Origin of the sequence: Streptomyces sp. NPDC048604 (assembly GCF_043199435.1) — a bacterium.
GTDB lineage: Bacteria > Actinomycetota > Actinomycetes > Streptomycetales > Streptomycetaceae > Streptomyces.
The window spans coordinates 244,811-268,797 of sequence record NZ_JBICVX010000008.1 but is presented as its reverse complement, the minus strand read 5'-3'; the positions used below and the strand labels follow the sequence as shown (position 1 = coordinate 268,797).

At 69.7% G+C, this 23,987-nt stretch carries 28 protein-coding genes and 2 pseudogenes; 17 read left to right on the top strand and 13 right to left on the bottom strand.

The genetic code is table 11. The features are described 5' to 3' along the window. Positions 1-112: 112 nt before the first annotated feature. Positions 113-1,078, bottom strand: a complete 966-nt coding sequence (locus tag ACGFMM_RS19005; protein WP_393647507.1) for a LysR family transcriptional regulator — start codon at positions 1,076-1,078, stop codon at positions 113-115. A 71-nt stretch (positions 1,079-1,149) separates the two neighbouring features. Between ACGFMM_RS19005 and dapA the strand changes: the two genes are divergently transcribed. The 5 genes from dapA to ACGFMM_RS18980 all read left to right on the top strand — a co-directional run bounded on the left by dapA (position 1,150) and on the right by ACGFMM_RS18980 (position 4,213). Then, positions 1,150-2,082: a 4-hydroxy-tetrahydrodipicolinate synthase gene (dapA, locus tag ACGFMM_RS19000; RefSeq protein WP_393647506.1), complete on the top strand. Its 933-nt coding sequence runs from the start codon at positions 1,150-1,152 to the stop codon at positions 2,080-2,082. Between the two features lie 182 nt (positions 2,083-2,264). Further along, entirely contained in the window at positions 2,265-2,906 is a 642-nt protein-coding gene (locus tag ACGFMM_RS18995) for a maleylpyruvate isomerase N-terminal domain-containing protein (RefSeq protein ID WP_393647505.1), read from the top strand. A gap of 388 nt (positions 2,907-3,294) precedes the next feature. Beyond that, on the top strand, positions 3,295-3,786 hold the full coding sequence (locus tag ACGFMM_RS18990) for a DUF2975 domain-containing protein (RefSeq protein ID WP_393647504.1): 492 nt from the start codon (positions 3,295-3,297) through the stop codon (positions 3,784-3,786). Next, entirely contained in the window at positions 3,786-4,007 is a 222-nt protein-coding gene (locus tag ACGFMM_RS18985) for a helix-turn-helix domain-containing protein (protein ID WP_393647503.1), read from the top strand. The genes ACGFMM_RS18990 and ACGFMM_RS18985 overlap by 1 nt, the downstream gene beginning before the upstream one ends. Beyond that, positions 4,004-4,213, top strand: a complete 210-nt coding sequence (locus ACGFMM_RS18980; protein WP_393647502.1) for a hypothetical protein — start codon at positions 4,004-4,006, stop codon at positions 4,211-4,213. The genes ACGFMM_RS18985 and ACGFMM_RS18980 overlap by 4 nt, the downstream gene beginning before the upstream one ends. Before the next feature lie 371 nt (positions 4,214-4,584). On the opposite strand, the gene ACGFMM_RS18975 is transcribed toward ACGFMM_RS18980, so the two are convergent. Together ACGFMM_RS18975 and ACGFMM_RS18970 are read right to left on the bottom strand one after the other, a co-directional pair. Further along, complete coding sequence (locus tag ACGFMM_RS18975; protein ID WP_393647501.1) at positions 4,585-4,770, bottom strand: hypothetical protein; 186 nt, start codon at positions 4,768-4,770, stop codon at positions 4,585-4,587. Positions 4,771-4,965: 195 nt separating this feature from the next. Next, positions 4,966-5,478: a hypothetical protein gene (locus tag ACGFMM_RS18970; protein WP_393647500.1), complete on the bottom strand. Its 513-nt coding sequence runs from the start codon at positions 5,476-5,478 to the stop codon at positions 4,966-4,968. A gap of 657 nt (positions 5,479-6,135) precedes the next feature. Here ACGFMM_RS18970 and ACGFMM_RS18965 point away from each other — a divergent pair. The 3 genes from ACGFMM_RS18965 to ACGFMM_RS18955 all read left to right on the top strand — a co-directional run bounded on the left by ACGFMM_RS18965 (position 6,136) and on the right by ACGFMM_RS18955 (position 9,318). Then, complete coding sequence (locus ACGFMM_RS18965) at positions 6,136-6,963, top strand: sigma-70 family RNA polymerase sigma factor (protein WP_393647499.1); 828 nt, start codon at positions 6,136-6,138, stop codon at positions 6,961-6,963. 657 nt (positions 6,964-7,620) lie between these two features. After that, positions 7,621-8,091: a hypothetical protein gene (locus tag ACGFMM_RS18960; protein WP_393647498.1), complete on the top strand. Its 471-nt coding sequence runs from the start codon at positions 7,621-7,623 to the stop codon at positions 8,089-8,091. 609 nt (positions 8,092-8,700) lie between these two features. Beyond that, positions 8,701-9,318: a hypothetical protein gene (locus ACGFMM_RS18955; protein WP_393647497.1), complete on the top strand. Its 618-nt coding sequence runs from the start codon at positions 8,701-8,703 to the stop codon at positions 9,316-9,318. Positions 9,319-9,488: 170 nt separating this feature from the next. Here the strand turns inward: ACGFMM_RS18955 and ACGFMM_RS18950 are convergent, their stop codons facing one another. The 5 genes and pseudogenes from ACGFMM_RS18950 to ACGFMM_RS18930 all read right to left on the bottom strand — a co-directional run bounded on the left by ACGFMM_RS18950 (position 9,489) and on the right by ACGFMM_RS18930 (position 13,012). Next, positions 9,489-9,800: a hypothetical protein gene (locus ACGFMM_RS18950; RefSeq protein ID WP_393647496.1), complete on the bottom strand. Its 312-nt coding sequence runs from the start codon at positions 9,798-9,800 to the stop codon at positions 9,489-9,491. Between the two features lie 92 nt (positions 9,801-9,892). Beyond that, positions 9,893-10,048: pseudogene (locus ACGFMM_RS18945) on the bottom strand (ATP-binding protein); the annotation flags it as partial. 13 nt (positions 10,049-10,061) lie between these two features. Further along, positions 10,062-11,069 (bottom strand): hypothetical protein, encoded by a 1,008-nt coding sequence (locus tag ACGFMM_RS18940; protein WP_393647495.1) that lies wholly within the window; start codon positions 11,067-11,069, stop codon positions 10,062-10,064. 568 nt (positions 11,070-11,637) lie between these two features. Further along, positions 11,638-12,387 (bottom strand): class I SAM-dependent methyltransferase, encoded by a 750-nt coding sequence (locus tag ACGFMM_RS18935; protein WP_393647494.1) that lies wholly within the window; start codon positions 12,385-12,387, stop codon positions 11,638-11,640. Between the two features lie 154 nt (positions 12,388-12,541). Beyond that, the gene (locus tag ACGFMM_RS18930; protein ID WP_393647580.1) at positions 12,542-13,012 is read right to left on the bottom strand and encodes a flavodoxin family protein; all 471 of its coding nucleotides are present in this window, start codon (positions 13,010-13,012) and stop codon (positions 12,542-12,544) included. 155 nt (positions 13,013-13,167) lie between these two features. Here ACGFMM_RS18930 and ACGFMM_RS18925 point away from each other — a divergent pair. Together ACGFMM_RS18925 and ACGFMM_RS18920 are read left to right on the top strand one after the other, a co-directional pair. Continuing rightward, positions 13,168-13,361 (top strand): annotated as a pseudogene (locus ACGFMM_RS18925) (IS701 family transposase); the annotation flags it as partial. A gap of 226 nt (positions 13,362-13,587) precedes the next feature. After that, the gene (locus ACGFMM_RS18920) at positions 13,588-13,815 is read left to right on the top strand and encodes a hypothetical protein (RefSeq protein WP_393647583.1); all 228 of its coding nucleotides are present in this window, start codon (positions 13,588-13,590) and stop codon (positions 13,813-13,815) included. 187 nt (positions 13,816-14,002) lie between these two features. Here ACGFMM_RS18920 and ACGFMM_RS18915 read toward each other — a convergent pair whose 3' ends face one another. Next, the gene (locus ACGFMM_RS18915) at positions 14,003-14,515 is read right to left on the bottom strand and encodes an SRPBCC family protein (RefSeq protein WP_393647493.1); all 513 of its coding nucleotides are present in this window, start codon (positions 14,513-14,515) and stop codon (positions 14,003-14,005) included. A 63-nt stretch (positions 14,516-14,578) separates the two neighbouring features. Between ACGFMM_RS18915 and ACGFMM_RS18910 the strand changes: the two genes are divergently transcribed. Continuing rightward, the gene (locus ACGFMM_RS18910) at positions 14,579-15,160 is read left to right on the top strand and encodes a TetR/AcrR family transcriptional regulator (protein ID WP_393647492.1); all 582 of its coding nucleotides are present in this window, start codon (positions 14,579-14,581) and stop codon (positions 15,158-15,160) included. 29 nt (positions 15,161-15,189) lie between these two features. Here the strand turns inward: ACGFMM_RS18910 and ACGFMM_RS18905 are convergent, their stop codons facing one another. Beyond that, positions 15,190-15,852 carry a hypothetical protein gene (locus tag ACGFMM_RS18905; protein ID WP_393647491.1) on the bottom strand — a complete coding sequence of 221 codons (663 nt, stop codon included), beginning with the start codon at positions 15,850-15,852 and terminating at the stop codon, positions 15,190-15,192. A gap of 108 nt (positions 15,853-15,960) precedes the next feature. Between ACGFMM_RS18905 and ACGFMM_RS18900 the strand changes: the two genes are divergently transcribed. The 3 genes from ACGFMM_RS18900 to ACGFMM_RS18890 all read left to right on the top strand — a co-directional run bounded on the left by ACGFMM_RS18900 (position 15,961) and on the right by ACGFMM_RS18890 (position 18,300). After that, positions 15,961-16,482 carry a hypothetical protein gene (locus tag ACGFMM_RS18900; RefSeq protein ID WP_393647490.1) on the top strand — a complete coding sequence of 174 codons (522 nt, stop codon included), beginning with the start codon at positions 15,961-15,963 and terminating at the stop codon, positions 16,480-16,482. A 274-nt stretch (positions 16,483-16,756) separates the two neighbouring features. Next, on the top strand, positions 16,757-18,145 hold the full coding sequence (locus tag ACGFMM_RS18895; protein ID WP_393647489.1) for a tetratricopeptide repeat protein: 1,389 nt from the start codon (positions 16,757-16,759) through the stop codon (positions 18,143-18,145). After that, positions 18,109-18,300, top strand: coding sequence for an SHOCT domain-containing protein (locus ACGFMM_RS18890; RefSeq protein ID WP_393647579.1), 192 nt, complete (start codon positions 18,109-18,111; stop codon positions 18,298-18,300). The genes ACGFMM_RS18895 and ACGFMM_RS18890 overlap by 37 nt, the downstream gene beginning before the upstream one ends. A 555-nt stretch (positions 18,301-18,855) precedes the next feature. Here the strand turns inward: ACGFMM_RS18890 and ACGFMM_RS18885 are convergent. From ACGFMM_RS18885 to ACGFMM_RS18875, 3 genes are all read right to left on the bottom strand, one after another. After that, on the bottom strand, positions 18,856-19,434 hold the full coding sequence (locus ACGFMM_RS18885; protein WP_393647488.1) for a hypothetical protein: 579 nt from the start codon (positions 19,432-19,434) through the stop codon (positions 18,856-18,858). A gap of 217 nt (positions 19,435-19,651) precedes the next feature. After that, the gene (locus tag ACGFMM_RS18880) at positions 19,652-20,305 is read right to left on the bottom strand and encodes a hypothetical protein (RefSeq protein ID WP_393647487.1); all 654 of its coding nucleotides are present in this window, start codon (positions 20,303-20,305) and stop codon (positions 19,652-19,654) included. A gap of 17 nt (positions 20,306-20,322) precedes the next feature. Further along, positions 20,323-21,354 (bottom strand): serine/threonine-protein kinase, encoded by a 1,032-nt coding sequence (locus ACGFMM_RS18875; RefSeq protein WP_393647486.1) that lies wholly within the window; start codon positions 21,352-21,354, stop codon positions 20,323-20,325. Between the two features lie 518 nt (positions 21,355-21,872). Here ACGFMM_RS18875 and dhaK point away from each other — a divergent pair. The 3 genes from dhaK to ACGFMM_RS18860 are packed head-to-tail and all read left to right on the top strand — an operon-like array spanning position 21,873 to position 23,965. After that, positions 21,873-22,865 carry a dihydroxyacetone kinase subunit DhaK gene (gene dhaK, locus ACGFMM_RS18870; protein WP_393647485.1) on the top strand — a complete coding sequence of 331 codons (993 nt, stop codon included), beginning with the start codon at positions 21,873-21,875 and terminating at the stop codon, positions 22,863-22,865. Between the two features lie 33 nt (positions 22,866-22,898). Continuing rightward, positions 22,899-23,513, top strand: a complete 615-nt coding sequence (dhaL, locus tag ACGFMM_RS18865) for a dihydroxyacetone kinase subunit DhaL (RefSeq protein WP_393647484.1) — start codon at positions 22,899-22,901, stop codon at positions 23,511-23,513. Beyond that, on the top strand, positions 23,513-23,965 hold the full coding sequence (locus ACGFMM_RS18860; RefSeq protein WP_393647578.1) for a PTS-dependent dihydroxyacetone kinase phosphotransferase subunit DhaM: 453 nt from the start codon (positions 23,513-23,515) through the stop codon (positions 23,963-23,965). The genes dhaL and ACGFMM_RS18860 overlap by 1 nt, the downstream gene beginning before the upstream one ends. Positions 23,966-23,987 lie beyond the last annotated feature (22 nt).

The following is a 23,987-nucleotide window of genomic DNA, read 5'->3' as shown; positions in this document are numbered from 1 at the left end:
CGGAACCTGGTACCGCCCGGGGGCGTGAAGCGGACGATCGGGTAGAAGTGCACGTCGCCGTCACCGTCCTCGTGCTCCCGCACTCCGATGACCTCCGCGTCGATACACAAGGTCACTGAGCACAAGGCCCGCGACTCAACTCACTGAATCGATCAGTAAGGAGGCACGGCCCGGTGGCTCCCACCGCTGTTCGCGCCGCCGCCACGAATGCTGCGATCGCCGGGTGGGTGCCGCCGCCCGCGCGGAAGGCGACCTTCGAGCGGCGGAAGAGGGGCAGCCGGGTCAGGACCACGTCCTCGGGAGCGTGTGCGGTGGCCATCTCCGGTACGAATCCGGAACCTTGCCCGATGGCCGCCAGTGCCAGGACCGTACGAAAGTCGTTGACCTGATGGCGGATGCGCGGCTGGAATCCGGCTGCCTGACAGGCGCGCACGGCCATCGCGTGACCGGTCGTGCCGTCCCGGGCCGTGATCCATGGGGACATGGCCCACGGTCCGAGCAGCTCGGCCAGCGTTTCGCCGCGGGCGACGAGACCGGTGGCGGGCGCGCTGCCGGTGGCCAGGTACATCGGCTCCTCCAACAGGGGCACCTGGTCGACCGTGGTGTCCGGTGACGCGGGCACGAAGTCGTAGTCGTGGACGAGGGCCACGTCGAGTTCGCCGGCGCGTAGGCCGTCGGAGACTCGCGCCGAGTCGATCTCCTGCACCATCGGTTCCAGCGCGGGATGCCGCTGTGCCAGTTCGGCCAGCGTGGCGGGCACGATCGCGGGGCCGCCAGAGGGAAACGTCCCGATCCGCAGCGGCCCGCCGATGCCCTCGCGTGCCCCGGCCAACTCGGAGACGGCCAGTTCGAGGCGTTCGAGGACGGCATCGGCGTGGGTGACGAGGGTGCGGCCCGCGGGGGTGAGCACCACCCGTCTGCCACTTCGTTCCAGCAGGGGTACGCCCGCCTCGCGCTCAAGCACGCTCAGTTGCTGGGAGACGGCCGAGGCGGTGAAGGTCAGCGCCTCGGCGACGGCCGCGATGGTGCCGCGTCGGTCCAGTTCGCGCAGCAGGTGGAGTCGTCGGACATCGAGCATAAGGTGAGCTTACGCATAAGCGAAGAAACATGAACTGGATCTTCCGGGTTGATGTCGGTCAGGCTGAGCGCATGAAGCCCGAAGCGAATCTCACCGGCCTGTTTGTCCCCTTGGTGACTCCTTTCACCGACGACCTGCGCCTCGCCCCGGACGCGCTCGCCTGCCTCGCCGGCGAGGCGCTGGCGGCCGGAGCTCGGGGACTCGTCGCCCTGGGCACCACTGCGGAGGCGGCCACGCTGACCACCGAGGAGAAGCGGGCGGTGGTCCGCATCTGCTCGGCCGCCTGCCGGGCACACGGAGCTCCGCTGATCGTCGGCGTCGGCACCAACGACACCGCCGCCGCCATCACGACACTGCGGGAGCTCGCTCAGAGCGGTGACGTCGCCGCGGCGCTGGTTCCCGCGCCGCCCTACACCCGGCCCGGTGAGGCGGGAACGCTGGCGCACTTCACGGCACTCGCCGAACACGGGGGCCTGCCGCTGGTCGTCTACGACATCCCGTACCGCACCGGTCAGTCGCTCAGCACCGGCACTCTGAACGCGCTCGGGCACCTGCCGGAGGTCGTCGGGGTCAAGTACGCGACCGGTGCGATCGACGCGGCCGCGATGGAACTGCTCGGCTCGTCGACACCGGGCTTCGCGGTGCTCGGCGGCGATGACGCCGTCATCTCGCCGCTGCTCGCGTCGGGCGCCCGCGGCGGCATCCTGGCGTCGGCCAATGTCCGCACTGCTGACTTCGCCGAGCTGATCTCGCTGTGGCAGCGAGACGCCACCGGACCGGCCCGCAGGCTGGGAATGGAGCTGGCCCGGCTGTCCGCCGCGCTCTTCGCCGAGCCGAACCCGACCGTGATCAAGGGGGTGTTGCACGCCCAGGGCCGTATTCCCAGCCCGGCCGTCCGGCTGCCGCTGCTGGCCGCCTCCGCCGATTCGGTCCGGCTGGCGGCGGCCCTGTCCGCCACCAGAACCCACCAAGCCCACCAAGCCCACCAAGGGACCGCGGCCTGAGACAGACCCGTGGTCCCCGGGGGAACCCCCGTAGACCTCCGATGCAAGCCGATTGGGCCCGGCCCGCTCCCCTGCCACCACACTCCCCACAGGGGCGAGCTGCCCAGGCGGCCAAGGCGGCGGGTCGATCCACAACGTGGACCTGTCAGCGGCTGTGATGATGAGATTGCGACGATGCCCGAATGACTGATGAGATCCGGAAGACCTACCTGCAGGCTGCCGAGAAGGCGGTGCACCTACTGGCCACAGAGCAGGTAGCCCGACGCTGGGAGACCGAATCCGTGCTCCCCGGGATGTCAGTGGGTGGGCTGGCCGGCCACCTTGCGCGTAGCGTCCTCCAGGTCGAGTGGTTCCTCGACGGTCAGGTGGTCGGCGCAGAACCGGTGTCACCGGTTCGGTACTACGCGCGGCTCGCCGATACGTCGTTGCCGGACTCTGCGCTGAACGTCGGAGTGCGTGCCCGCAGCGAGGAAACTGCCGCAGCCGGGTCCGCTGTCGTGGCTGAGCAGGCCCGGGCAGCGTGGATGCGGCTGACGCAGCGGCTGGGCATGGAGTCGGCCGATCGGCGGGTGGCTGTCCTTCACCGGCCGGGAGAGGAGATGTTGCTCGACGGATACCTGCAGACCCGTTGCGTCGAGCTGGCGGTTCACCTCGATGACCTCGCGCTCAGTGTCGACGCGCCATGCCGAGTGCCCGATGCTGCGCTCGCCATCGCGGTGGACGTGCTCGTTGCCGCCGCCCGGGACCGGCACGGCGACCAAGCCGTGCTGCATGCGCTCGCCAGGCGTGAGCGCGACGTCGACCAGGCCCTACGTGTGTTGTAGGTATACGAACGACGCGCCGATCTCCACCAGGGGTTGCTCGAACTGGCCTGCAGCCCCATACGCTTCCGCCGCCTGCGGACCTCATTCTGAAACGATCGGTAAAGCCGATCCCGGACCGTATCCACAGCACGCCCACCACGCACCTGGTGACGCCGACGACGGTGACCAGCCACACCGCTATCAGATCCCCCACAGGGCCAGCGTAGAGACGATGCCTCCACACCGAGGAGCTGACCTCCCACCTTCAGGCGGGAGGGCGCGGTTTCGTGCGTTCGGCCTCACATGGCAATGCCCCTGCCCGAAACCGCCACCCGTCCTCCGACCCAGCCCTTGCTTCACCTATCGAGATTCGATAGATTCCCATCGTAGCTCGATGGAAGGATGGGTCATGGGAAAGCTGACAGTGGGCGCGCTGCGCGCCGTGCTCGTGGTGGTGCTCACCGGCTCCGTGTTCGTACAGGCATTGATGGTGTGGGTGTTGGTCAGTGGGAGCGACCCAGAGGACGGGTCGCTCCCACTGACCCCGCTGCGCGTGATCACGATCCTGGGCATCGGGACGGCCCAGGTCGCCCTGGTCTGTGTATGGCGACTGGTAACGATGGTGCGCCGCGGAACCGTGTTCTCCCACGCCGCCTTCCGGTACGTGGACGTCATCATCGGCGCGATCGTCGCGGCTGCTCTCGTGTGGTTCGCGGTCACGGCCCTGAATGCGCCCGGCCAGCGGGACGACCCGGGCGTCACCCTCATCATGGGCGGGATTGGCCTGGCCATCCTGGGGGTCGCGCTCATCGTGCTCGTGCTGCGGATGCTGCTCGCCCAGGCCGTCGCCCGCGACGTCGAAGCGGCGCAGATGCAGGCCGAGTTGGACGAGGTGATCTGATGCCGATCGCCGTCGACATCGACGTGATGCTGGCCAGGCGGAAGATGTCCGTGGGCGAACTCGCAGACCGCGTAGGGATCACGCCCGCCAACCTGGCGGTACTCAAGAACGGCCGCGCCAAGGCGGTGCGCTTCGCGACGCTCGCCGCGCTCTGTGATGTGCTCGAGTGCCAGCCCGGCGACCTGCTTCGCTGGGAGGCCGAGGACACGGCCGGCGAGTGAACCTTCATCCCCCCGCCTGCGACCACCTCACCGGCCTGGTCCTGACCCAACTCGACGTTGACGAGAAGACCAACGAGATCACGTGCTTCCAGCCCCTGCCGGAGACCCTCGCCGATCTGGCGGGCGTGGTCATGACCAGCGACGCCATGCACACCAGCGCGAGCACGCCGGCTACCTGCTCGGCCGAGGTGCGCAGTACATCGTGATCGCCCTGGAAGCAGATCCCGCTGCAGGGCCTCACCTACGGCACCGGGCGCGGCCGCAGTGAGATCCGCAGCATCAAGGTGTGCACGGCGAACAGCCTGCTCTTTCCCGGCGCCCGCCACGCCATCCAGCTCTCAAACGCCGCGTCGCCCGCGGGCACGTCACGGCCGTCATCCTCGTCGGGCACCCAACCAGCGCCCTGACCGCCCTGGCCATCGCCTACGCGGGAATCTGACGCCGACCAACCGCATCACGGTGCGCGGCAAGGAAGGTCCCGGGACCGTACCTCCCCAGCGGCAAGTTCCGCTGAGGACGGCACGGCTCGGTCATCGACGGCGCCGACTCCCCCGGTTGCCGATCGCCCGCCCGCGTTTCAGCAGGGGCCCTTGTCCTGGCCTGTGCCGCATACCGGGCCGGGGTCCTCGTAGATGGAGATCAGGAAGATGACGAAGGCCACCAAAGCGACCGACAGACCGATACGCCACAGCAATTCGCTGCGCTCCCGCGCGTCCTCGTCGTGCTCGTGCTCCGCCTGATCGTCGCCGTTGTCGCTGCTCATGGTCCCCCCTCGGATGAGTGCGGCGAAGGAATACCCCAAATGCGTGAGCAGCAACCGCGTCAGCGTGCGGACGGTGGCCGGGGGCGGGCGGGGCCAGACCAGTCGTATCGAACCCCGTCCACGCCCTCAAGCTCGACGCCCGGGCGCTGTCCGACGAGCACGGCATCGGCTATCAGGAAGCAGCACTTGCCGGTGTCAGTGCTTCAGCAGCAGTTTGAAGGCGACGATCAGCAGGCCGAGCAACAGGTTGACCGTCGCGGTAACGGCGACCTGGCGCCACGACGCTCCGGCCCGGCGGGCGGCGGCCATGGACCAGCCGATCTGACCGGAGATCGCGACCCCAAGCGCCAGCCAGAGGGTGCCGGGCGTGTCCAGGCCGAAAAGCGGGCTGACCGCCACCGCCACGGCGGGCGGTATCGCAGCCTTGAGGATCGGCCACTCGTCGCGGCAGGCACGCAGCACGATCCGGCGGGTCAGGGACCGCTGCGCCAAACGCTCGCCGAACAAGGTCGCGTGCACGTGGGCAATCCAGAACACCGCGCCGCTGAGCAGGAGCAGGGTGATGAGCTCCAAGCGAGGAAAGTCGCCCAGGCTGCCCGCACCGATGATGACGGAAGCCGCGAGCATCGATCCGTAGACCGCGCCGGTGTAGTCGGCACGCTCGCGGCGTTCCGCCCTCCGGCCCGCGACTTCCCCGGTCCGCGGCATCTTGGCCTCCAGCCGGTCTCGGACAGCCGCCTCCGCGGGCCGTCGACGACAGAGCCTCCTCCCAGGATGGAAGCCCACCGGCAATCCCGCGCGTCGTCCCGCTCAGTAGCGCTTCGTCACGATGAGTGTTCTCCCCTACCCGGTGGTCAGAGCCTGGCCACATCGCCGCCGGCATGCACTTCGCCGCCCTGACCGCGCGCACCAGGGGCTAGGGCCGATCGCATACAAGGACTGACTGGCAAAGGCTGACCTGCCTGAGCCGCTGCGCTCGCCTCGGGCTGTTCCCGACCGCGGGAGGCACCAATGGCGATCCTGGCCTTCGACGAGGCCGAGCAGCGCGAACTGCGCGAGGCCGCCCATGCCGAGTTCCCGGGAACCCCGCGCTCGCCCAACTCCTCGAGAACGGCCTGCCCCCGCGCGACGACGAGGCCGAGGGGTCGCCTAAGCACCGCGGCCGACGGCCACGCATCGCCTACTCTAACGGGGTCGACCCGGAGGACTGGAAGCAGTGGCGGACCATGCTCGCGCGCCTTCGCGCAGTGCTTGTTCCGCCGCCACCTTCCATCGCCCTCTTCGGCGTCCAGCCGTAACGGTGCCACTCGGCACGGAAGTTGAGCCGGCTCCCGATCTGGTGAACAAGGGCGACCGTGTCCTCGATTGTTCGGCGACGCTCTCGCCAGCCCCGACACCCGCCGCTACGCCTGGGAAATCCTGCGGGCCACCGTCCATGCCAAGGCCGACCACCGCGACCACCGGCCCCAGCTGACCGGGGCCGCCTTCGACACCGTAGCACTGCGCGAACAGCCCTCCCCCGAGGGCGAGATGGCGCAGCTGGCCGAGACCCTGGAGCTGTTCGCTGCGATCAGCCGCCTGCCCGACGCTCAGCTCGACGTCATGGTGTTGCGGCGCCTGTGCGGTTTCACCGCCGAGAAGGTCTCCGACCTCCTCGGCATCCCCCTCGCCGCCGTCCGGTCCAACGAACGCCACGCCGAACGATTCCTGGAAGACACCATCGCCAGCCAGGCGCCGCGTACTGCCTCTATCTGCACCACCTCGCGCTCGGAGAGACACACACCGCCCGCTGGTGGCACACAGACCAATGAGGACAAGCCACCGACCCGTCACATGTGGTGGACCACGGTCCACTCGAACGACGCCCCGGTCGTCTTGTGTTACGAGGACAAGGCCCCCACCGCCACGATCGTGCGCGTCCTGCGCAACCTGGCACAGGGTGACGGCCGACCGCGTTCCGCTGTGGTCACCGAGCTGATGGAGTACATGCCCACAGCCGTCGCCGTCGGCTACCTCCGTCAACCCGACAGCGAGCTGCCCCTGCCGGGCCCAGCCTTCTCCCGTAAAATTCAGGGACTGCTGGAGACGACAGCCGACCGGCCAGACCGCCCCAGTGATCGCACGGTCCCGCGGCGAGACACCGGCCACCGCGCGTTGAAGTCACGCGAGATCAACGAGGCCGCAGCCCACTGACCGACCAGGCAGACCTGCCGTCGCCCTTCGAGCCTCGTCCCGAGAGGCGACGGCTGGTTTGCCGGCCCAGGGCTGCTTCCCGTCCCGGCGACGAGTCGGCCGAGCGACCGCACGTCGGTGTCCTGGGTGGTGGCCGCCTCGTGGCCGAACCGCATGTGTGCGGCTGGCCGCCCAGGAGGGCGGCGGCCTGTACAGGGCCTCGCTCACGGTCAGGATCAACAGCCGGTCGGCGGCGGACTCCAACCAGCGGTCGGACCCTCCTGCTGTAGCCGCGCCATCTCGCATGCAACTCGCGATCGACACCCGAGGCGGCTTGCAGGGTTCACACCGTTCGAATCCATTCACTCCCCTGAACCGCGGCCGCGACGGAATGCGCACAATCGGGGTGACGCGGCGAAGGGGGAGGTTGGAGTGCAGGACGACTTACTGGTGGTGGACTTCGACCTGGAGACGCATCGTGAGGTATACGTCTCGGATCGGCCGTCGGCCGAACGGGAGCGGCGTCGCGGTCTCACGCCGGACCACAACCCAAGCTCGAAGGCGAAGAGCGTCGCAGGGCCGGTCGGCCGGCATTGAAGGGAACACAAGCCCTGGCAACACCCCGACCTCTTCTTATATCCCCAAGACCGGGCAGCGACCGTCTCCTATGCTCTGGCCGTGGACGGATATGAGGTCCTGACGGCATTGATCGAATCGGCCTGGAAGGAGCTGAACAGCTCCGATGCGGGCCGTCGGGACCTCTGCCTCGATGTGGTCAGCGACGTCCTGGAGACCGGCCGTCTGACGCAGAACGACGTCGAGCGGGCCGTCGAGCGGGCCGTCACCGTCACACTCTCCGGCGAGAGCTACGCAGTGCGGGAGTCCGCGCTGCATGCAGTCTGCACGGCCTCCACTCTTTACGAACTTCCCTACCGAGTGGTGGAGCCGCTCGCTGCCGGGGTGGACGGCTTCGAACCCTTGCTCCTCGCCTACGTCCTGGCCGTCCTCGGCTGCACTCACGACCAGGCGGCGCTGCCGATCGTCGAGCGGTTCCTCCACCACCCCCACTCCGAGGTCCGCCGTGAGGCCTCGGAGGCGGTGACGGAACTGCACTGGCACCGAGAGTCAGCCCAGGGTGAGACGGCGTAGTTCCCTCGCCAGGACCATCCTCGAGCCGGCGGGGATGGTCCCCGGCCGGCCGTCCAGCTCAGCCCGGTGGAAATCCACTCCCCGCACCCGCGGGGATGGCCCCGTTGGCAGCATCAAACAGTCGCGGCTGGACGTAGCGACATCGTCGAGCGGCTACGTCGTCGCGGCGGGCTCGGTGGTACAGCCGACCGGGTCGCTGTGGGCCGGCGGCACGGCGGGCGCTGCGCCTCCACTGAGCCCAATCGGTCTCGTCCCTCACCCCGACCACCATTTCCTCCCGTTCGGTCAAACCTGGAACCTGATCGACGTCGAGCCGGTCGTATTGAACTACCCGGCCTCGGTGGCGAGCCTGGGCGCAGCGGAGTGCAGCACACCCTGTTCGTCGACTTCCCCGCAGGCGGATACAACCGCCCCAAGAGCCTCCGATGGCTTCCGGGGCGCGCTCTCATGGCCGAGGCGAACGTACTTCGGCACTCGGGCTGTCGACGAGAATGGACGGCACCAGTCTCGGAACACACGGGCTGTCCGTTCACAGTCGCCGACATTGCATCCGCGGCCGGGCTCGGTTCCTGGCGGCCCGCAGTACGGGTGATCGGTACTCTCACGTGCATGGGGCTGGACATCACTGTGATAATCGCCGACTGGTCGTGGCTGGGGGAAGTTCCGCCCAGGGACAGGCTGTCGCGGTTGAGGGATGCCTGGTACGCCGACGAGACCGGGCTGTGGGATCACGATGCGCCAGTGGTCGAAGGCGACTGGGCGTGGCCACGAGGGACCGGCAGCGCCCCCTTCGCCGTATACGAATTCCGGGGCACCCTCGGTTCGTACAAGCCCCACTTCTGGGCTGGGGAGCGTTGGGAGTCCGTACGCGACCATGCCGACCCGCTGGTACGGGCCCGTTTGGACACCTTGCTGCTCGGGCTGATCTGGGGAGGACTGGACGGTGAGGCAGAGCACGTGGATCAGGGCTTCTTCTGCGATGACCCCGCCGCCACCTACGGCCTGCTGCTCGCGAGGTCGCCGGCCGGCGTTCGGGAACTGGCCGCGACGTCGGAGGAGATGCGGCTCCGACTCGACGGGTTGCGCGGGCCGTTTGACGAGCATGCCGCCGTGCCTGAGGGCTGGGTCCGCGACTTCGACGAGTTCACCCAGCTGCTGGACGACTGGGGCCGCGTCCTTTCCGAAGCCGCCCGGCAGGGCTGGGGACTCGTAGGGCTGAGCGAGTAGTGCCCTACCCGGTCGCCTATGACTTCACAACTGGTTCTGGTCCAACTTCTGTGGTGTGCCTACTTCCTGTGACTGTTGGTATTGCTGGTAGATCTTGCGACATGTGACCGCGCACCGTATCCAGCGCTGGTGGACACCTTCGTTGCACCAACGGGGCCGAGGCCGGACGCTCAGAGCGAAGAGGCCCAGGGGTCGTCCCAGAGCCGGCCGACCACCGCGGCCAGACTGTCTTCGACGCGACTGCCGAGGCACTTCCCTTCCTGTGGGATCTCGCGGTGACCGACTCCGTCGCCAGCCGCGCCGATGTGATCCAGCTGCTGCGGACGATCCTCGAACAGGCACATCCTCCCCGGCTCGACGTTCCATACGCCGCTCACCGAGCTGTGCTCGATGGCAGGAACCTGGCGGACAGGCTGGCCGGTGACGGGGATGTCGCCGTGCAGGCAGCGGCTCAGAGCTTGGTGGCCGCGATCGACAACCACGACTGCGAGGCCTGCCGTCCCGCCTGACAACAGGACCGTGCTCCTTTGCCGGCGACCGTCCACCGCGCCGAGGGTGGGACCGGAACGTGTCGTCAGCTGATGCTCCGCTTTTCAGCGCGTGCTCGGGTGGTGTCGAGTCGGTAGGAGTCGGTCCCGGTTTCGATGATGTTGCCGCCGCAGGTGAGCCGGTCGACGATGGCCGCGCAGAGGCGGGGGTCGGTGAAGGACTCGGTCCAGCCGGAGAAGGTTGACACTCATCCGTCAGGCGGGGCGCGTCCGAAGCCAGTACGAGCGGGCCGCAACGGTCAGGGCGATGCCGTAGGCAGCGAAGGCGACCATCCCGATCCAGCCGACCAGCAGCGCGTCGCCCGAGGAGTGGAAGTCGCCGCGCCGCATCGTCACTGCGCCGGCCGTGGCCAGGGCCAAGTATCCGACTCCCACAACGCCGTACGGTGCGAGCGTGGCAGCGCCGAGCAGAGCCGGGGCGAGCGGGAGCCAGCGCGGCACCCGTCGGCCGCGCAGGAACAGCGTCCAGCGCGGGAAGACCCGCCCCCACGGGCGGACCAGGCCCCAGAGCAGGAACACGCCGAGCACGGCCAGCAGCGCGGTGGGGTCCAGGCCCCAGGACTCCAGGGTGAGAAAGATCCCGGAGGCGCCGTTCCGCTCCGAGACCGCGAGCATCTCCTCACCGGTGATCCCCGCGAACGTGCCGCCGGACGCCCAGACCAGTTTCATCGCTGCGTAGGGTACAAAGGCCAGTGTTCCTGCCCAGGCGGCGAGTTGGGCGAGCTGCGGTTCAGCGGACGGCGCTCGTACGGCAGTACCGGCGGACCGCCGGCCGGACCGGGCCGTGGCCGCGAGCAGGACCGCCCCGACCGCCGCCAGGGCCTTGTTCGCAGACGCAGCCCGGCTGTCCACTCCCTGGCCGACCATCAGCGTGATCACATCCATCAGCAGGCTGAACGCGGTGATCCCGGCGAGCCCGCAAGCCACCCAGAGCAGCACCCGTAACGCTGGCCGCAGCCCGTACCGCACCACCGCCCCGCTGACCAACGTCGCCAGCACGCCCACCGCCATGACCGCCCAACCCAGCCCCGAGACCCCTGCGTCACCGCCGTAGTAGAACAAGGATGTCCCGCTCAGCGCGCACGCCAGGCCGAAGCCGGCATACAGCACGGCCCACAGCATCGATGCCCAGGCCACCCAGTGCGGCCATCGCTGCCACAAGGCGCTCCAGAGCGCCTTCATCGTCCGTTCAACACTGGTCATGTTCCGAACGTCGCATCGACCGCGGCGGGGTGGCGTCGGCCGCCGGAACGATCTCCCTCCCCCTGCCGGGTGAGTGACTCTGAGGCAAAAGTACGAGTTACGGAGCGGGACGTCTCAACTGCCGTACGGGGGGGGGAATTGCGCGGGGAATCTGGACTGGCCGCCGTCAACCATGGTTCCGAAGTCCCGAAACAAACACCGAGGTGTTGTCGAAACTCGGCGGCATCATTCTCCCGTGGAACCGAGTGTTCCTGCCGCTGAGCAACAGACGTTCCTGAAACTCACCAACACAGCCTGTCGTCGACGCCCAGGCCCCAGCACGTCCGTCGCACGGCGAGGGGGGTGTCGCCGGTGTGTACCTGACTCCGACCTCTGTGCCGGCGCCTGGGCGTCACGCTGCTCGGCTCGGAGCTGGCCCGCCCCAGGCGCCGGATGCTACGTCGTAGTAGCCGGCTTGGCCGACGTCCTTGTATGGCTGAGCCTGTTGTGAAAGTGCTGGTCACAGCCACTCGTTGAGGACTGCGACGAGCACGGTCGCCTCGCAGCGGACGGCAGCGAGCTTCAGACCCTAGGCGGGGCGCACGGCTACCGCCGCAGTCGTCACGTACGGCTCGTCCAGCTCACCACCGGGGAAGTGCCGGGCGAGGTGCTTCCGCTCCGCCGCAAAGAAAGCCGAGGCCCCAGGCTCGCCGAGCACGATGAAGGCTGAATGAGTGGCCAGCTTCGCCAGGTGGAAGTCGACGGAGACCCGGCGCGACCAGCGCAGCGTGCGGGTCCTCCAGCAAAGCCCCGCCGGGGTTTCCACGTTGGAGATGTAGAAGCCGGGCCCCAGCCACTCCTCGATCCTGGCACCCTGCTCCGCCACCCATGGCACGGACGGGTCCGGGTCGTTCCACCACAACGCGAGAGCACCCCCGGGACGCAGGGCCCGCAGGGCGGACGGGACGGCGCGTGCGGGGTCCATCCAGTGCCAGGACTGGGCGTACGAGACGAGGTCGAACGAGCCGTCGGCCAGCGGCAGCCGGTTGCCGTCCCCCCGCACGAGCGGGACCCCCGGCAGCTCGCGCCGGAACTGCGCCGCCATCCCGGCGCCCGGCTCCACCCCCACCACCCGGGCCCCACGCTCATGCAGCTCCCGGGCGGCGATCCCGGTCCCGGTGCCCACATCGGCCACCCGGGCCCCGGCAAGCCGCTGCCCGCTGAACTCCTCCACGGTCTCGAAAACAGCCGCGGGGTAATGCGGCCGGTGCGCGGCGTACGCGCCCGCGGCCCGGTCGAAGGCCAGAGCCCGTTCGTGGGCAGGGAAGTCGTACGTCATGCCCCGACTATTCCGCAGGCCGCCACTGTGGAACAGGGCGCGTCCTCGAGCCGGGGCGCGGTGCGTGCGGCCGGGCGCACGTCCTAAATACTGCAGCTGTACATCGTGATCTTGCTGGTCGAGGATGCGGCACAGGCCCTCGGAGTGGTACTTGTCAGGACGCCGGCCCTCGCCTGTCCCGGAGTCGCCCGGCGAACGCCCGCGCGGCAGCCAGGTCCCCGGCGTTCGGCCGCTGCTTGTTGATACCGCCGATGAGCTTGAAGGGCGTCCAGGTGTCGAACGCCCGGCACAAGAAGCTCTCGTCCACCTCGAAGCCCTTGCCTTCGAGGAGCTGGACCAGAGGGCGGGTGAAAGACATCAGCGGGTACTCGGGGAGCCCGCTGGTGGCGAACACGAACGCCCGGCCCCGCCCGGTGGGAAGTGCCTTGACGAAGTCGGTCAGGCGCGGGTGCAGTCTGCTGTGGAAGACGCCCGAGCCGAATCCCACGAGATCGGCTTCGGCCAACTCCGTCAGGTCGGCCTGCTCGGGGGAGACGACCTTCGCGTCCAGCACCTGGGCCATGGTGTCGGCGATGCGACGCGTATTGCCGTGCGACACGGAGGCGCACACGATGACGGTCTTCATCTTCACGATCCCTTCTCTCGCTTCCGTAGCAAGGGACAGCGCAGCGGCGTCAGTTGTGACACCCCTCGAGCGTGACGGCGGCCACATCGCGATGCGGTGGCCACCAGTCACAGCATGGATCCCGCGCCCGTTGGCGGGAGGCTTTCGAGGTGGCCATGGGCCGTTTCGCGGGCCGATTCGCCCTTGTCGAACCCCGCCTGCGGGCCGGGCGGTTGGTGCTGGGCCTGCCGTCGGACCTGCCGCGCACCGCTGCTGGACGATCGCGGAGTGGGCCGGCGAGGCAACCCCGCACGGCATGCAGCACCTGCAGTGGACGACGATGGTCTCGCAGGCCCGCACCGAGGAGGGCGCCGCCATCTTCGGCATCGAACCGGACACCGTCGGGCTTGCGCCACACCGGCTGCCTCGACCCCGGCGTCGCCCGCACTCGCCGCCGCTGGGGCCCGCCGCGGCATCGAGGCCTGCACCGACGCCGGAGACCCGGTGCTCTGCGCAAGCGACTCCATCCTTTGGCCTACCGTGTTCTCGGCCCTGTGGAGGACGGTCCTGCGGCACCGCCGCGAGAGGGTTGATCCGTGCGAACAACCATCGGATACACCGTCGAAAGCATCGGCTACGTCGTAGGAGCCCAGGGGCTTGTCAGCTTCGCCTCGCAGACCCTCTTCGGCACGGAGTGGGGCTGGATGCACAAGGTCGTCGACCTTCCGTCCACCGCTTACCTCGGCATCGTCGCCGTGGGGCTGGCGCTCATCGTCGGCGGGGTGAGGACGCGGAAGGCCCCCGAGCGCCAGGAGGTCGCCTGACCGGCGGGCCCTTCAGCCCGCCACTCGCGGCCGGCCACTCCCCCACGTAACGGCAGTGCACCTCGGGCAACGGCGTGACCCACTCCCCCGCCGGATCCCCGTCGCCAAAGCCGGCTTGACGGGCACTCCACGCAGAAGACCTCAGACCTCACGGCCGGCGGTCCACCCCGGTCCACTCGGTCCGGGACTACGAGTCCGCCTCCCGGCGCATCACAGCGCCGGCCAAAGCACGGAGCAGGCGCACGTACGGCGACCAGCGCGCCGGGCGTCGCAGCGTGCCGGTGCAGGCGAGTTCGGCGCGGTCGAGGCCGTCCTCCAGGCAGGCGTCGTGCAGCGGGCGCCAGGCCAGGGGCCAGGTCAGTCGAGCCAGGCCCCTGGGTGCCATGGTGAGGGTGTGGTGCAGTCGCGTGCGGTCCGGGCCGACAGGGAGTACGGCCAGTTCATGGAAGCCTTGGAAGCCGCGGGGCCCGGTGAACTCGAAGCGGATCCAGCGCCCGGGCGCGTACCCGGCCACGGTGTAGCGCACCGGGCCGTGGCCGCCCACCGCGCCCGGCCCCAGCGGACGGTCGAACTCCATCGGCGACCAGGCCGCGCCGGGCCAGAGCCGGTCGCCCTCCCCGCTCGCCAGGGCGTCGATGAGCGCGCCCACCTCGCTCTCCTTCGCGGGCAGCAGGCGCTCGTGCACATTGTGGACGCCCATGCGTCCTCCCCTCCAGAGTATTGGAGACCTCTCTCCAATTAATTGGAGGGTACTCTCTGATTCATGGCGAGACCACCCCGCTTCGACACGGACCAGCTTCTCGACGCCGCTGTCCGCCTCGCGTCCTCCGGCGGACCCGCCGCCGTGACCATGACGGCCGTCGCCCAGGCCGTCGGCGCGCCCAGCGGCTCCGTGTATCACCGCTTCGCCGGGCGCACGGCACTGCTCGCCGAGGTGTGGCTGCGCACGGTGGAACGTTTCCAGGAGGGCTACTTCGCCGTCCTGACCGGCGAGCCCGACCCCCGACGGGCGGCCCGCGCGGCCTCCCGGCACGTGGTGGCCTGGTGCCGCGAGAACCCGGACGAGGCGGCCCTCCTCCTCTACGGCGCAGCCGACTTCGGCCGCGCCGACTGGTCCGAGGAGCACACCCGTCGCGCGGACTCCGGCAACAACCGAGTGTTCGCCGCCCTGGCCGACCTCGCGGAAGCCCTGGGCGCCCGGGACGAACAGGCCCGGGATCGCATCGCCCTGGCGCTCGTCGACCTCCCTCTGACCGTGGTCCGCCGCCACCTCCGCGCGGGCACCCCCCTGCCGCCGCACGCCGAAGACCTCACCGAACACTGCACGGCGGCACTCCTGAGCTAGGCCGCTTCAGGGCTTGTTGCGCCAGTGGATCAGGAGTCGTGGTCGGCTCGGGCGGCCGTCCGGTCCGCCCAGCCCCGCGACAGGGTGAGACGGCCGGATCGGAGCGCGTCGCGCTGTTCGGTCACCCATTGCTCAACCTGATCCACGGATTCCGCGACGGGTCGGTCCGTGGTGTCGAGCAGGTGGGTGGACCATCGCCGGTCGTCGGCAGTCCACCCGGTCCAGCGGTGCCAGGCCATCTCGGGCCAGCTGTTGTCGATGATGACGTCGGGTCGGTGTCGGGGGTCCTCGGCGTGCTTGCGGTGCCAGGCGGCCCAGCCGAGGAACGCGTCAACCGCCGGAGCGTCCCATCGGCCCGAATCGCGCATGGTGAGCCTGTCGCGCCGGAGTTCGTCGGACACGTCGACCAGACACACCGCGATGCCGTCCAGCAACACGGCGGAGGGGCTGGCCAGAACCTCTCCCAGCGGGGACTGCCCGGTCAGCAGGAGGTCGATTCCACGGTCCTGGTACTCCAGCGCACGACGCACCCACATCTCGGTCATGCGGTTGCGCCACCAGCGATCGGCTCCTTCCGGTACGCCGAGCTCGTCGAAGTCGTGCACGGCGAGCCGCCGCCCCAGCCGCTCCCCCACGGAGTAGGCGAGCGTGGTCTTGCCCGAACAGCTGGAGCCGGTCAGTTTGAGCAGCATCTCACCACAGTGGCAGGTCAGTGATGGTGCCCTCAAAGGGATTTCCCGGGATTTCCCCCAACCCCGCTCCGCTGGGACGTGCGTCGGGAGTGCTCTAGGTTGGCTGACGTGAGTGTGCGGGGGCGGAGCTATCGATATGCCGGACCGGTCGAGCTGAGGAGGTCGGTCCGGCCGGGTGGCAGCGGGTTCCGGATCAGGTCGGCGGCTGACTTCGACGGCTGGATCGCTGAGCGATCGGGAGCGGAACTGGCCGAACCGTTCACCTTCGTGGTCGACATCGACGGGGTGCTTCGGCTGGCGCCACGGCGTAGCGAGCACGTGGCCTGCGCCGGCGGAGACATGGTGCTGAGTGCCGGCGAGATCAGTTTCATGCGCGAGGCACACCGGTGGGCTGTGGACGAAGTCAGCAACCAGTCCACCGGGTACTGCCCCGACGTCACCTCTTGGGCGACAGTCGCCCATGCCCTGGACCACATAGGACTCGGGCGGCCCTCCGGCTTCACCCACGAGGTGGTATTTCGGCGGTGCCCCCACTGCCAGGAGCACAACATCGTGCGCGAGGAAGACTTCGCCTGCGTCTTCTGCGGCAGCGATCTGCCCGCGGCATGGAACGTGGATCCCACCGCGTAACGGCCGAGGGTCACAGCCACGCATTGATGGCAGAGACGAGCACGGTCGCCCCGTAGCCAGCTTTGTCCACAACTCGTGAGGTCAGTTCTTCACGGAGGCCGTACGTACCGGCAGGCGCCTCCGGAAGCGCCGGCATCCACTCGGCCAGGTCCTGGCGTACGCCTCACGCCGGGTCGGGGTCCAGGCGGAGGTGCCGACTGGAGGGGGCGTCATTCCACGTACGAGATGTTCGAGCTGGAGGTGGTGTCAGAGGGAGGGGCTACGGTACGTCGCTGTGGACGCTGCTGATCTTGACTATCGGGCCCGGACGCAGTCCGGCTGCATCCCGCCGGATCTCGTCTCCCGGCTTCTCGAACTCGGCCATGCCGAGATGGTGGAGTTCTGGGCCGGCCATGGGGAGTGGTTCTGCGCGCGGGCGTGGGCTCGGCTCCTCGGTGAACAGGGCCGACGGGCCGAAGCGCTGGAGTTGCTCGCCCCGTACCTTGCTACGGGCTGGTGGACGGCTACCAGGACCACGGCGGAACTGCTGGAGAGCTGGGGTCGGGCCGAGGAGGCGATCGCGCTGTCCCGATCACGTATGGAGGACGGGCACCCGCTGGCACTGCAGTTCCACTCACGGCTGCTCGCCCGGCACGGCCGGGGCGAGGAGGCATTCAGCCTGCTGCGGCCGCATGTTCAGGACTGGTTCCTCGCCACGGCCCTGGTCGACATCTCGGACGGCGTGGGTCGGGACGACGAGGCGGCGGAATTGCTCGCGGCGCAGATTCCGGACGAGCACCGGTGCGACAGCCCGTGGTGCTGCCGTGGCCTCGACCCCGACATGGCGATCGGGCTGCTCGCCACGATCCGTGAACGCCAGGGCCGCGTCGACGACGCCATCGCCCTGCTGCGCACCCGGGACAAGACCTCGCTCAACAACCGGGACCAGCTGGCCGACTTGCTGGCTCGGCAGAACCGAGTCGAGGAACTGCATGCGTACGCGGCGACCGAGCCTTTCGGAATCGCTGCGCGACGCCTGGCGGAGCTGCTGGAGGAGCGCGACGACGTGGAGGGCGCCATCGCCGCGTACCGGCAGGTCGGTGATGCGTCCTCCTGCCCGGGAAACGTGGCAGTGGATCTCGCGCAACTCCTGGCGCGTCACGACCGGGGAGAGGAGGCGGTGGAGGTGATGCGGGCACTGGCGGATGCTCCGGGCGGCGCCGAGGACTGGATCCTCCACGTGCTCTGCACTCTCTATACCGACCAAGGCCGCCCCGAGGACGGACTGGCACACCTCGATGCCCTCGCCGCCGCCCGCGGGGGCGAGGAGGAGTGGGACCTGTTCTGGATACGACTTCCACTGATGGCCGCCTGCGACCGGATCAGTGAAGCGTTGGAAAGTGCTCGGGCCCATCCGGAGGGTGCTACGTGGTACGCGGCACCGCACATTGCCGAGTTGCTCGCCGGCGCCGGGCGCACCGAGGAGGCCGTCGCCGTCCTACGTCCCCACTCCCCCGCAAACAGCCACGACCTGGCCGGGTACCTCATGGACCTCGGGCGCATCGAAGAGGCCGTAGCCGTCCTTCAACAGGACAAGCCGCCTCGTCCGCCACAGCCCTCGAACACCGCTTGGAGTGAAGATCCCCCATTCTGGGGGTCTGCCTGGCGCAAACCGACGAGATAGCGGACCGCCTCAAGCGCCTTGACACACTGCGCGACGCCGGTGCGATCACCGACGCCGAGCACGCCGCGCAGCGCACCCGCATCCTCGACGCCCTCTGGCGCAGGCACCTGGGGCGGGCCTGCACTGAGCCGAGCGCCCTTGCTGAGGCTTCGTGAAAACGGCCAGGCCTGCGCTTCGTTCCCCGTTCGGTCGCCATCGGGGCTGCCCTGCGGCGTCGGGTATCCGGTGTGCCGCGATCTGTGCGGAGTGCCTGAGCGCGCTGCACGGCGAAGCCCCAGGCCGCGCCTGGGGCTTGGGTCAGGAGTGATGACAGGAACCGTACCCGGCGCATGCCGAGGGCGTGGGTACGGTTCCCGGCACGGCGAGGTGGGCGCCTCGCCTACTTGTTGAGGACCTGCTCGACCGTGTCGGCCACCTGCTTGGCCGGGATGTCGCGGCCCTTGTCGTTGGGGTGCGCGTACCAGGGGAGCTTGGAGCCGAGATCGAGCTGGGAGTCCTCCAGCAGTCCGCCGATGCCCCGGTCGGCGCCGTCACACGCCGTGTTGCCGCCGGTGGGGCGGTTGCCTCTGCCCGATCGGCCGGAACCTGCCTGCTACCGGCCACAGGCCGGCGACGCGCGTGCGGGGCTGGCAAGTTCGCCACACCCCCGATCAGGGATGGCAGATTCGACGCGTGATGGTGGAGTCGGGTATGGGAAGCGCCTGAATCCCTCAGCCCGTGCGGACCCACCCCGTGAAGTTGTCGGCGAGCCCCTGCGGGTTGGCGGCCTCGGTCCGGCGAGCGATCCCCTCGTAGTACTCCAACTCGTGGAGGATCACGGGCACCGACTTGCCGATCGTGCTCTTGATCACGCCATCCTCGTGGAGGTCGCGAGCGAGCTGGACGCATGCCTGGTTGAACTTGACCTCGATCAGCGCGGCGGTCGGCCCGACGGTCGTCATCCAGTCTTCGGGGCGAGTGGGCTCGTCGTACCAAAGTCCGAGTTCGCTGATCCACTGGTGGCGTGCTGCGGCTCCGTCGGGGTCCCGGGTGAGATCGCCGATGACGGTGAGCTCGTTCTGGAGCCAGAAGGCATAGTTCCAGCGGGCTTCCGCCTCGTCGGAGGCGTCCACGACGGTGCGTCGGGACTGGGTTTCGGTGTTGTACCCGACGGTCAGGGTGGGCTGTCGTGGGTCGTCGCTCTCGTTGTCGATGAAGAACGAGATGGCATAAATGTCCTCCGCCTCGGCAGCCGGGATCGAGTTCAGAGCTCGTGTGGCAAGGGTGCGGAGATGGTTCAGGAAGGTCACGACGCTGGAGCCTTTCGAGTGCGGTTGCACTCCCGAGCTGTCGCCACGCGTACGACACACAGAGTGCGGTCTCGCGAAGGTGCGCTGCGAACTGCTTCAGTCTCGCCGAGCGTGTGGCGCGCACTGCTGCCGTGCTCGAACACTGCAACGCACCCGCGAGCAGTCGATCAAACATATTGGAAGGACGGACGGACAAAGGGGGTGCCCTCGCGAAGAGTTAGTGGCGCGGCCGCAGGGCCGGGGTGCGCGGACAGCCGTGGCCCGGTCCGGGGAGTGGTGCCGGCCCGCTGGCGGTCACGGCTTGTTGCGTTCCAGGTAGAGGCCCTCGCCGCCTACTCGGGGGTAGACCGAGGACGTCGCCGTGCAGGACGTCCCGCTCCGGGATCGTGTACCGGTACCCCACGGTGACCTTCGAGCAGAACCGCAGATCCGTCGATTCGGCCGCGTCCACCGGACCGGGCGTGGTGAGGAGCTGTTTTCCCCTTGTGGACCAGATCTTCGCCGTGTACTGGCAGGTGTCCCTGTCGTACGTTTGCCTGTACGTCAGCTCACCTGCCCCCGATTCGTCGGTGGTGACCGAGACCCTCTGCTTCATCTGACCGCCCCACTCCCAGATGCCCCGGAAGACGCCGGCCTCCGGGTCCCGCGCCGTCGGGTCGTACCGCTCCAGTTTCGCCGTGTACCCCGCACCCGCCCAGTTCAGCTCCTTGCTGCCGCCACCGCTGATGGTGAGGACCGACTCGGGACCCGTGCCACAGGGCTTGCCGATGTCGCTGATGATGGAGCTCTTGAGCCGAACCTCCCTCAGATGCAGCGTGCGCACGCGGCCCTGGGAGTCGTTCTCCGTGGACGCCGGCGTGCTCCGGAACACGCACAGAGACCTCGAGTTCAGCAAGGAATCTTCGGAACGGGAGGGACGTGGCGCGGGGCCGTCCGAGGCTGCGGCAGTGGAGCCGTGACCGTCCGGAGCTCCGGTGCCGGCAGGGTGGGCAGCGGGTCCGGGACGGTCGACGTCGGCTGCCGTAAGGGGTCGAAATCCAGCAACTTCGCCGCATCCCGCCCCAGCTGTTCGAGGAGCTCACCCGGCAGCCAAGGTCTGGCCATGTATGCGGCCGTCCGTTCGGCGACCTCCTGCGGAGTGGGGCGCCGGGCCGGGTCCCGGTGCAGACAGCCGCGTACGAGATCGAGGAGCGGCTGCGGTACGCCGTCCAGGTCCGGCTCCTCCTCGGCCACCCGGAACATCAGGGCGTGCACCCCGAGGTCCGCCGAGCCGAAGGGAGCGCGCCCCGTGGCGGCGTACGCGAGGACCGAGCCGAGGCAGAACAGGTCGGAGGCGGGAGTGAGTTCCCGTCCCCGTACCTGTTCCGGCGACATGAAACCGGGCGAGCCGATGACCGCGCCCGTCCGGGTCCGTACGCCGTCTGCGAGGGTCGCCAGGGCTCGGGCGATGCCGAAGTCGATGACGCGAGGGCCGTCGACTGCGATCAGCACGTTGGACGGTTTGAGGTCACGGTGGATCAGCCTCGCCTGGTGAATGGCCTCCAGGGCAAGCGCGAGACGGTTGGCCAGGGCGAGCACAGACGGCTGGGGCAGCGGCCCATAACGCTCGGCGACGACCGTGTGCAGATCAGGTCCGGGCACGTAGCCAGTGGCGACCCAGGGGGTCGTGGCCTCGGTGTCGGCGCCCAGGACCGGCGCGGTCCATCTCCCGCCCACCTTCCGCGCGGCCGCGACTTCCCGGGCGAATCGACGCCGGAATTCTGGCTGCTGGGCAAGGTCGGCCTGTACGACCTTGACGGCAACCGTGCGTCCGCCCTCCGAACGGGCCAGGTAGACGCGGCCCATACCGCCGGCGCCGAGACGCGCGATGAGGCGGTACGGGCCTATGTGCGCAGGGTCTTCGGCGATCAACTGGTCCACAAGGGGACCGTAGCCCCAACGCCCGGCCCGGACACCGGAATTCGCCAGGACGGGCTGCCGGTGACGCGGCCCCGGTCAGGTCCCCGTCCAGCACATGGCCCGTGCAACGCATGGTGAGCAGAAGGCCCGCTTCGGCAATGGACAGCAGCATCAAGGCGGTTTCGGCGTTTCCCGCCTCGTGCGCGTTCGAGTTCCGCGGCGACGACCTCGTCGGGCTGGAAGCGCCATGCGCCGCATGCCAGGCAGGCTGATCGGGGTCCACCCTCGTGTCCGTCACTCCCGCGAGCCGGCTCACGAGGCCCGGTCCGCCTCGGCGACGGCGGCCGGGGCCTGGCACGGTCTGGTCCGGCCAGGAGACTCGCGCCCGACATCCGCCTGCCCGCGTGACCTTCGCATCGGCACCGTCGATACTGCCGAAAGTGGAAACCCCGAACGCCGCCGCCCGAGCCATGGCACTCGGCTGACGCACCGTCGCCGAAGTCGAGATGCCCCTCCGCCGAGATCCCTAGGAGACACCCATGAGGATGCTCATCAACGTCCCCGAGACCGTGGTCGCCGACGCGTTGCGGGGGATGGCCGCCGCGCATCCGGAGTTGGCGGTGGACGTCGAGAATCGGGTGGTGATGCGGCGGGACGCGCCGGTGGAGGGGAAGGTCGCGCTGGTGTCGGGGGGCGGGTCCGGGCACGAGCCGTTGCACGGGGGGTTCGTGGGGCCGGGGATGCTGGCGGCCGCGTGCCCCGGTGAGGTGTTCACCTCGCCCGTGCCCGATCAGATGGTGCGCGCGGCGGCCGCGGTGGACAGCGGGTCCGGGGTGCTGTTCGTGGTGAAGAACTACACCGGGGACGTGCTCAACTTCGAGATGGCCGCGGAGCTGGCCGAGGACGAGGGCATCCAGGTCGCCAAGGTGCTCGTGGACGACGACGTGGCCGTGACGGACAGTCTGTACACGGCGGGCCGGCGCGGTACGGGCGCGACGCTGTTCGTGGAGAAGATCGCGGGCGCGGCCGCCGAGGAGGGGCAGCCGCTGGAGCGGGTGGAGGCGATCGCCCGTCAGGTCAACGAGAGCTCGCGCAGCTTCGGGGTGGCGCTGAGCGCCTGCACGACGCCGGCGAAGGGCAGTCCCACCTTTGATCTTCCGCCGGGTGAGCTGGAGTTGGGGATCGGCATCCACGGCGAGCCGGGCCGGGAGCGGCGGCCGATGATGACGTCCGGGGAGATCGCGGACTTCGCCGTGGAGGCCGTCCTCGACGACCTGCGGCCCGACGGGCCCGTACTCGCGCTCGTCAACGGCATGGGCGCGACTCCCCTTCTGGAGCTGTACGGGTTCAACGCCGAGGTCCAGCGGGTGCTGGCCGAGCGCGGGGTGCCGGTCGCCCGGACGCTGGTCGGGAGCTACGTGACCTCGCTCGACATGGCAGGCTGCTCGGTGACGTTGTGCCGCCTGGACGAGGAGCTGCTCCGGCTGTGGGACGCGCCGGTGGAGACGCCCGCGCTGCGCTGGGGTCGCTGAGCAGCTGAGCAGTCGAGAAGGGGAGTGTCTTTCGTGACCGACGACGACGCGAAGCTGGATACGGAGTTCTTCCGGCGCTGGCTGGCCGCCACGGCGGCCGCCGTGGACCGGGAGGCGGGCCGGCTCACCGAGCTGGACTCGGCGATCGGCGACGCGGACCACGGTGTGAACCTGCAGCGGGGGTTCGCCGCCGTGACGGCCGTACTGGAGGAGCAGGCGCCGACCACGCCGGGCGCGGTCCTGACGCTCGCCGGACGGCAGCTGATCGCCAGGGTGGGCGGCGCGTCCGGCCCGCTGTACGGGACGCTGCTGCGCCGCACCGGGAAGGACCTCGGCGACGAGGCGACCGTCACCCGGCAGCGGCTCGCCACGGCCCTCGGGGCCGGGGTCGCGGCGGTCGCGCAGCTCGGCGGGGCGCAGGCCGGGGACAAGACGATGCTGGACGCGCTGCTGCCGGCCGTCGAGGGGCTCGCCGAGTCGTTCGCGGCGGCCCGCGACGCGGCCGCGCAGGGTGCGCTGGCGACCGTGCCACTCCGTGCCCGCAAGGGCCGGGCCAGCTATCTCGGCGAGCGCAGCGTCGGACACGAGGACCCGGGGGCGGCCTCCTCCGCCCTGCTCGTCGCCGCGCTGGCCGAGGCCGCGGCGTGATCCCGGAGGGGACGAGCGCGAGCGTCCCGGACCGGCGGGCCGGCGGCGACCGCCCCTCCGTCGGTCTCGTGCTCGTCTCGCACAGCGCCGCCGTCGCCTCCGCCGTCGCCGAGCTCGCCCGCGGGCTCGCCGGCGGCGGTCCGACCGCGCCGGTCGCCGCGGCCGGCGGCGACCCGGGCGGCGGGCTCGGCACCAGCGCCGAGCTGATCGCCGACGCCGCGCGGGCGGTGGACCGGGGCGCGGGTGTGGCGCTGCTCGTCGACCTCGGCAGCGCCGTACTGACGGTGAAGGCGCTGCTCGCGGAGGACGGCGAGCTGCCCGAGGGGGCGCGCCTCGTGGACGCGCCCTTCCTGGAGGGCGCCGTCGCCGCGTTCGTCACGGCGAGCGCCGGCGGCGACCTGGACGCGGTCGCCGCGGCGGCCTCGGAGGCGTACGAGTACCGGAAGGAATGACCCCGCCACTGCCCAAAGCTCG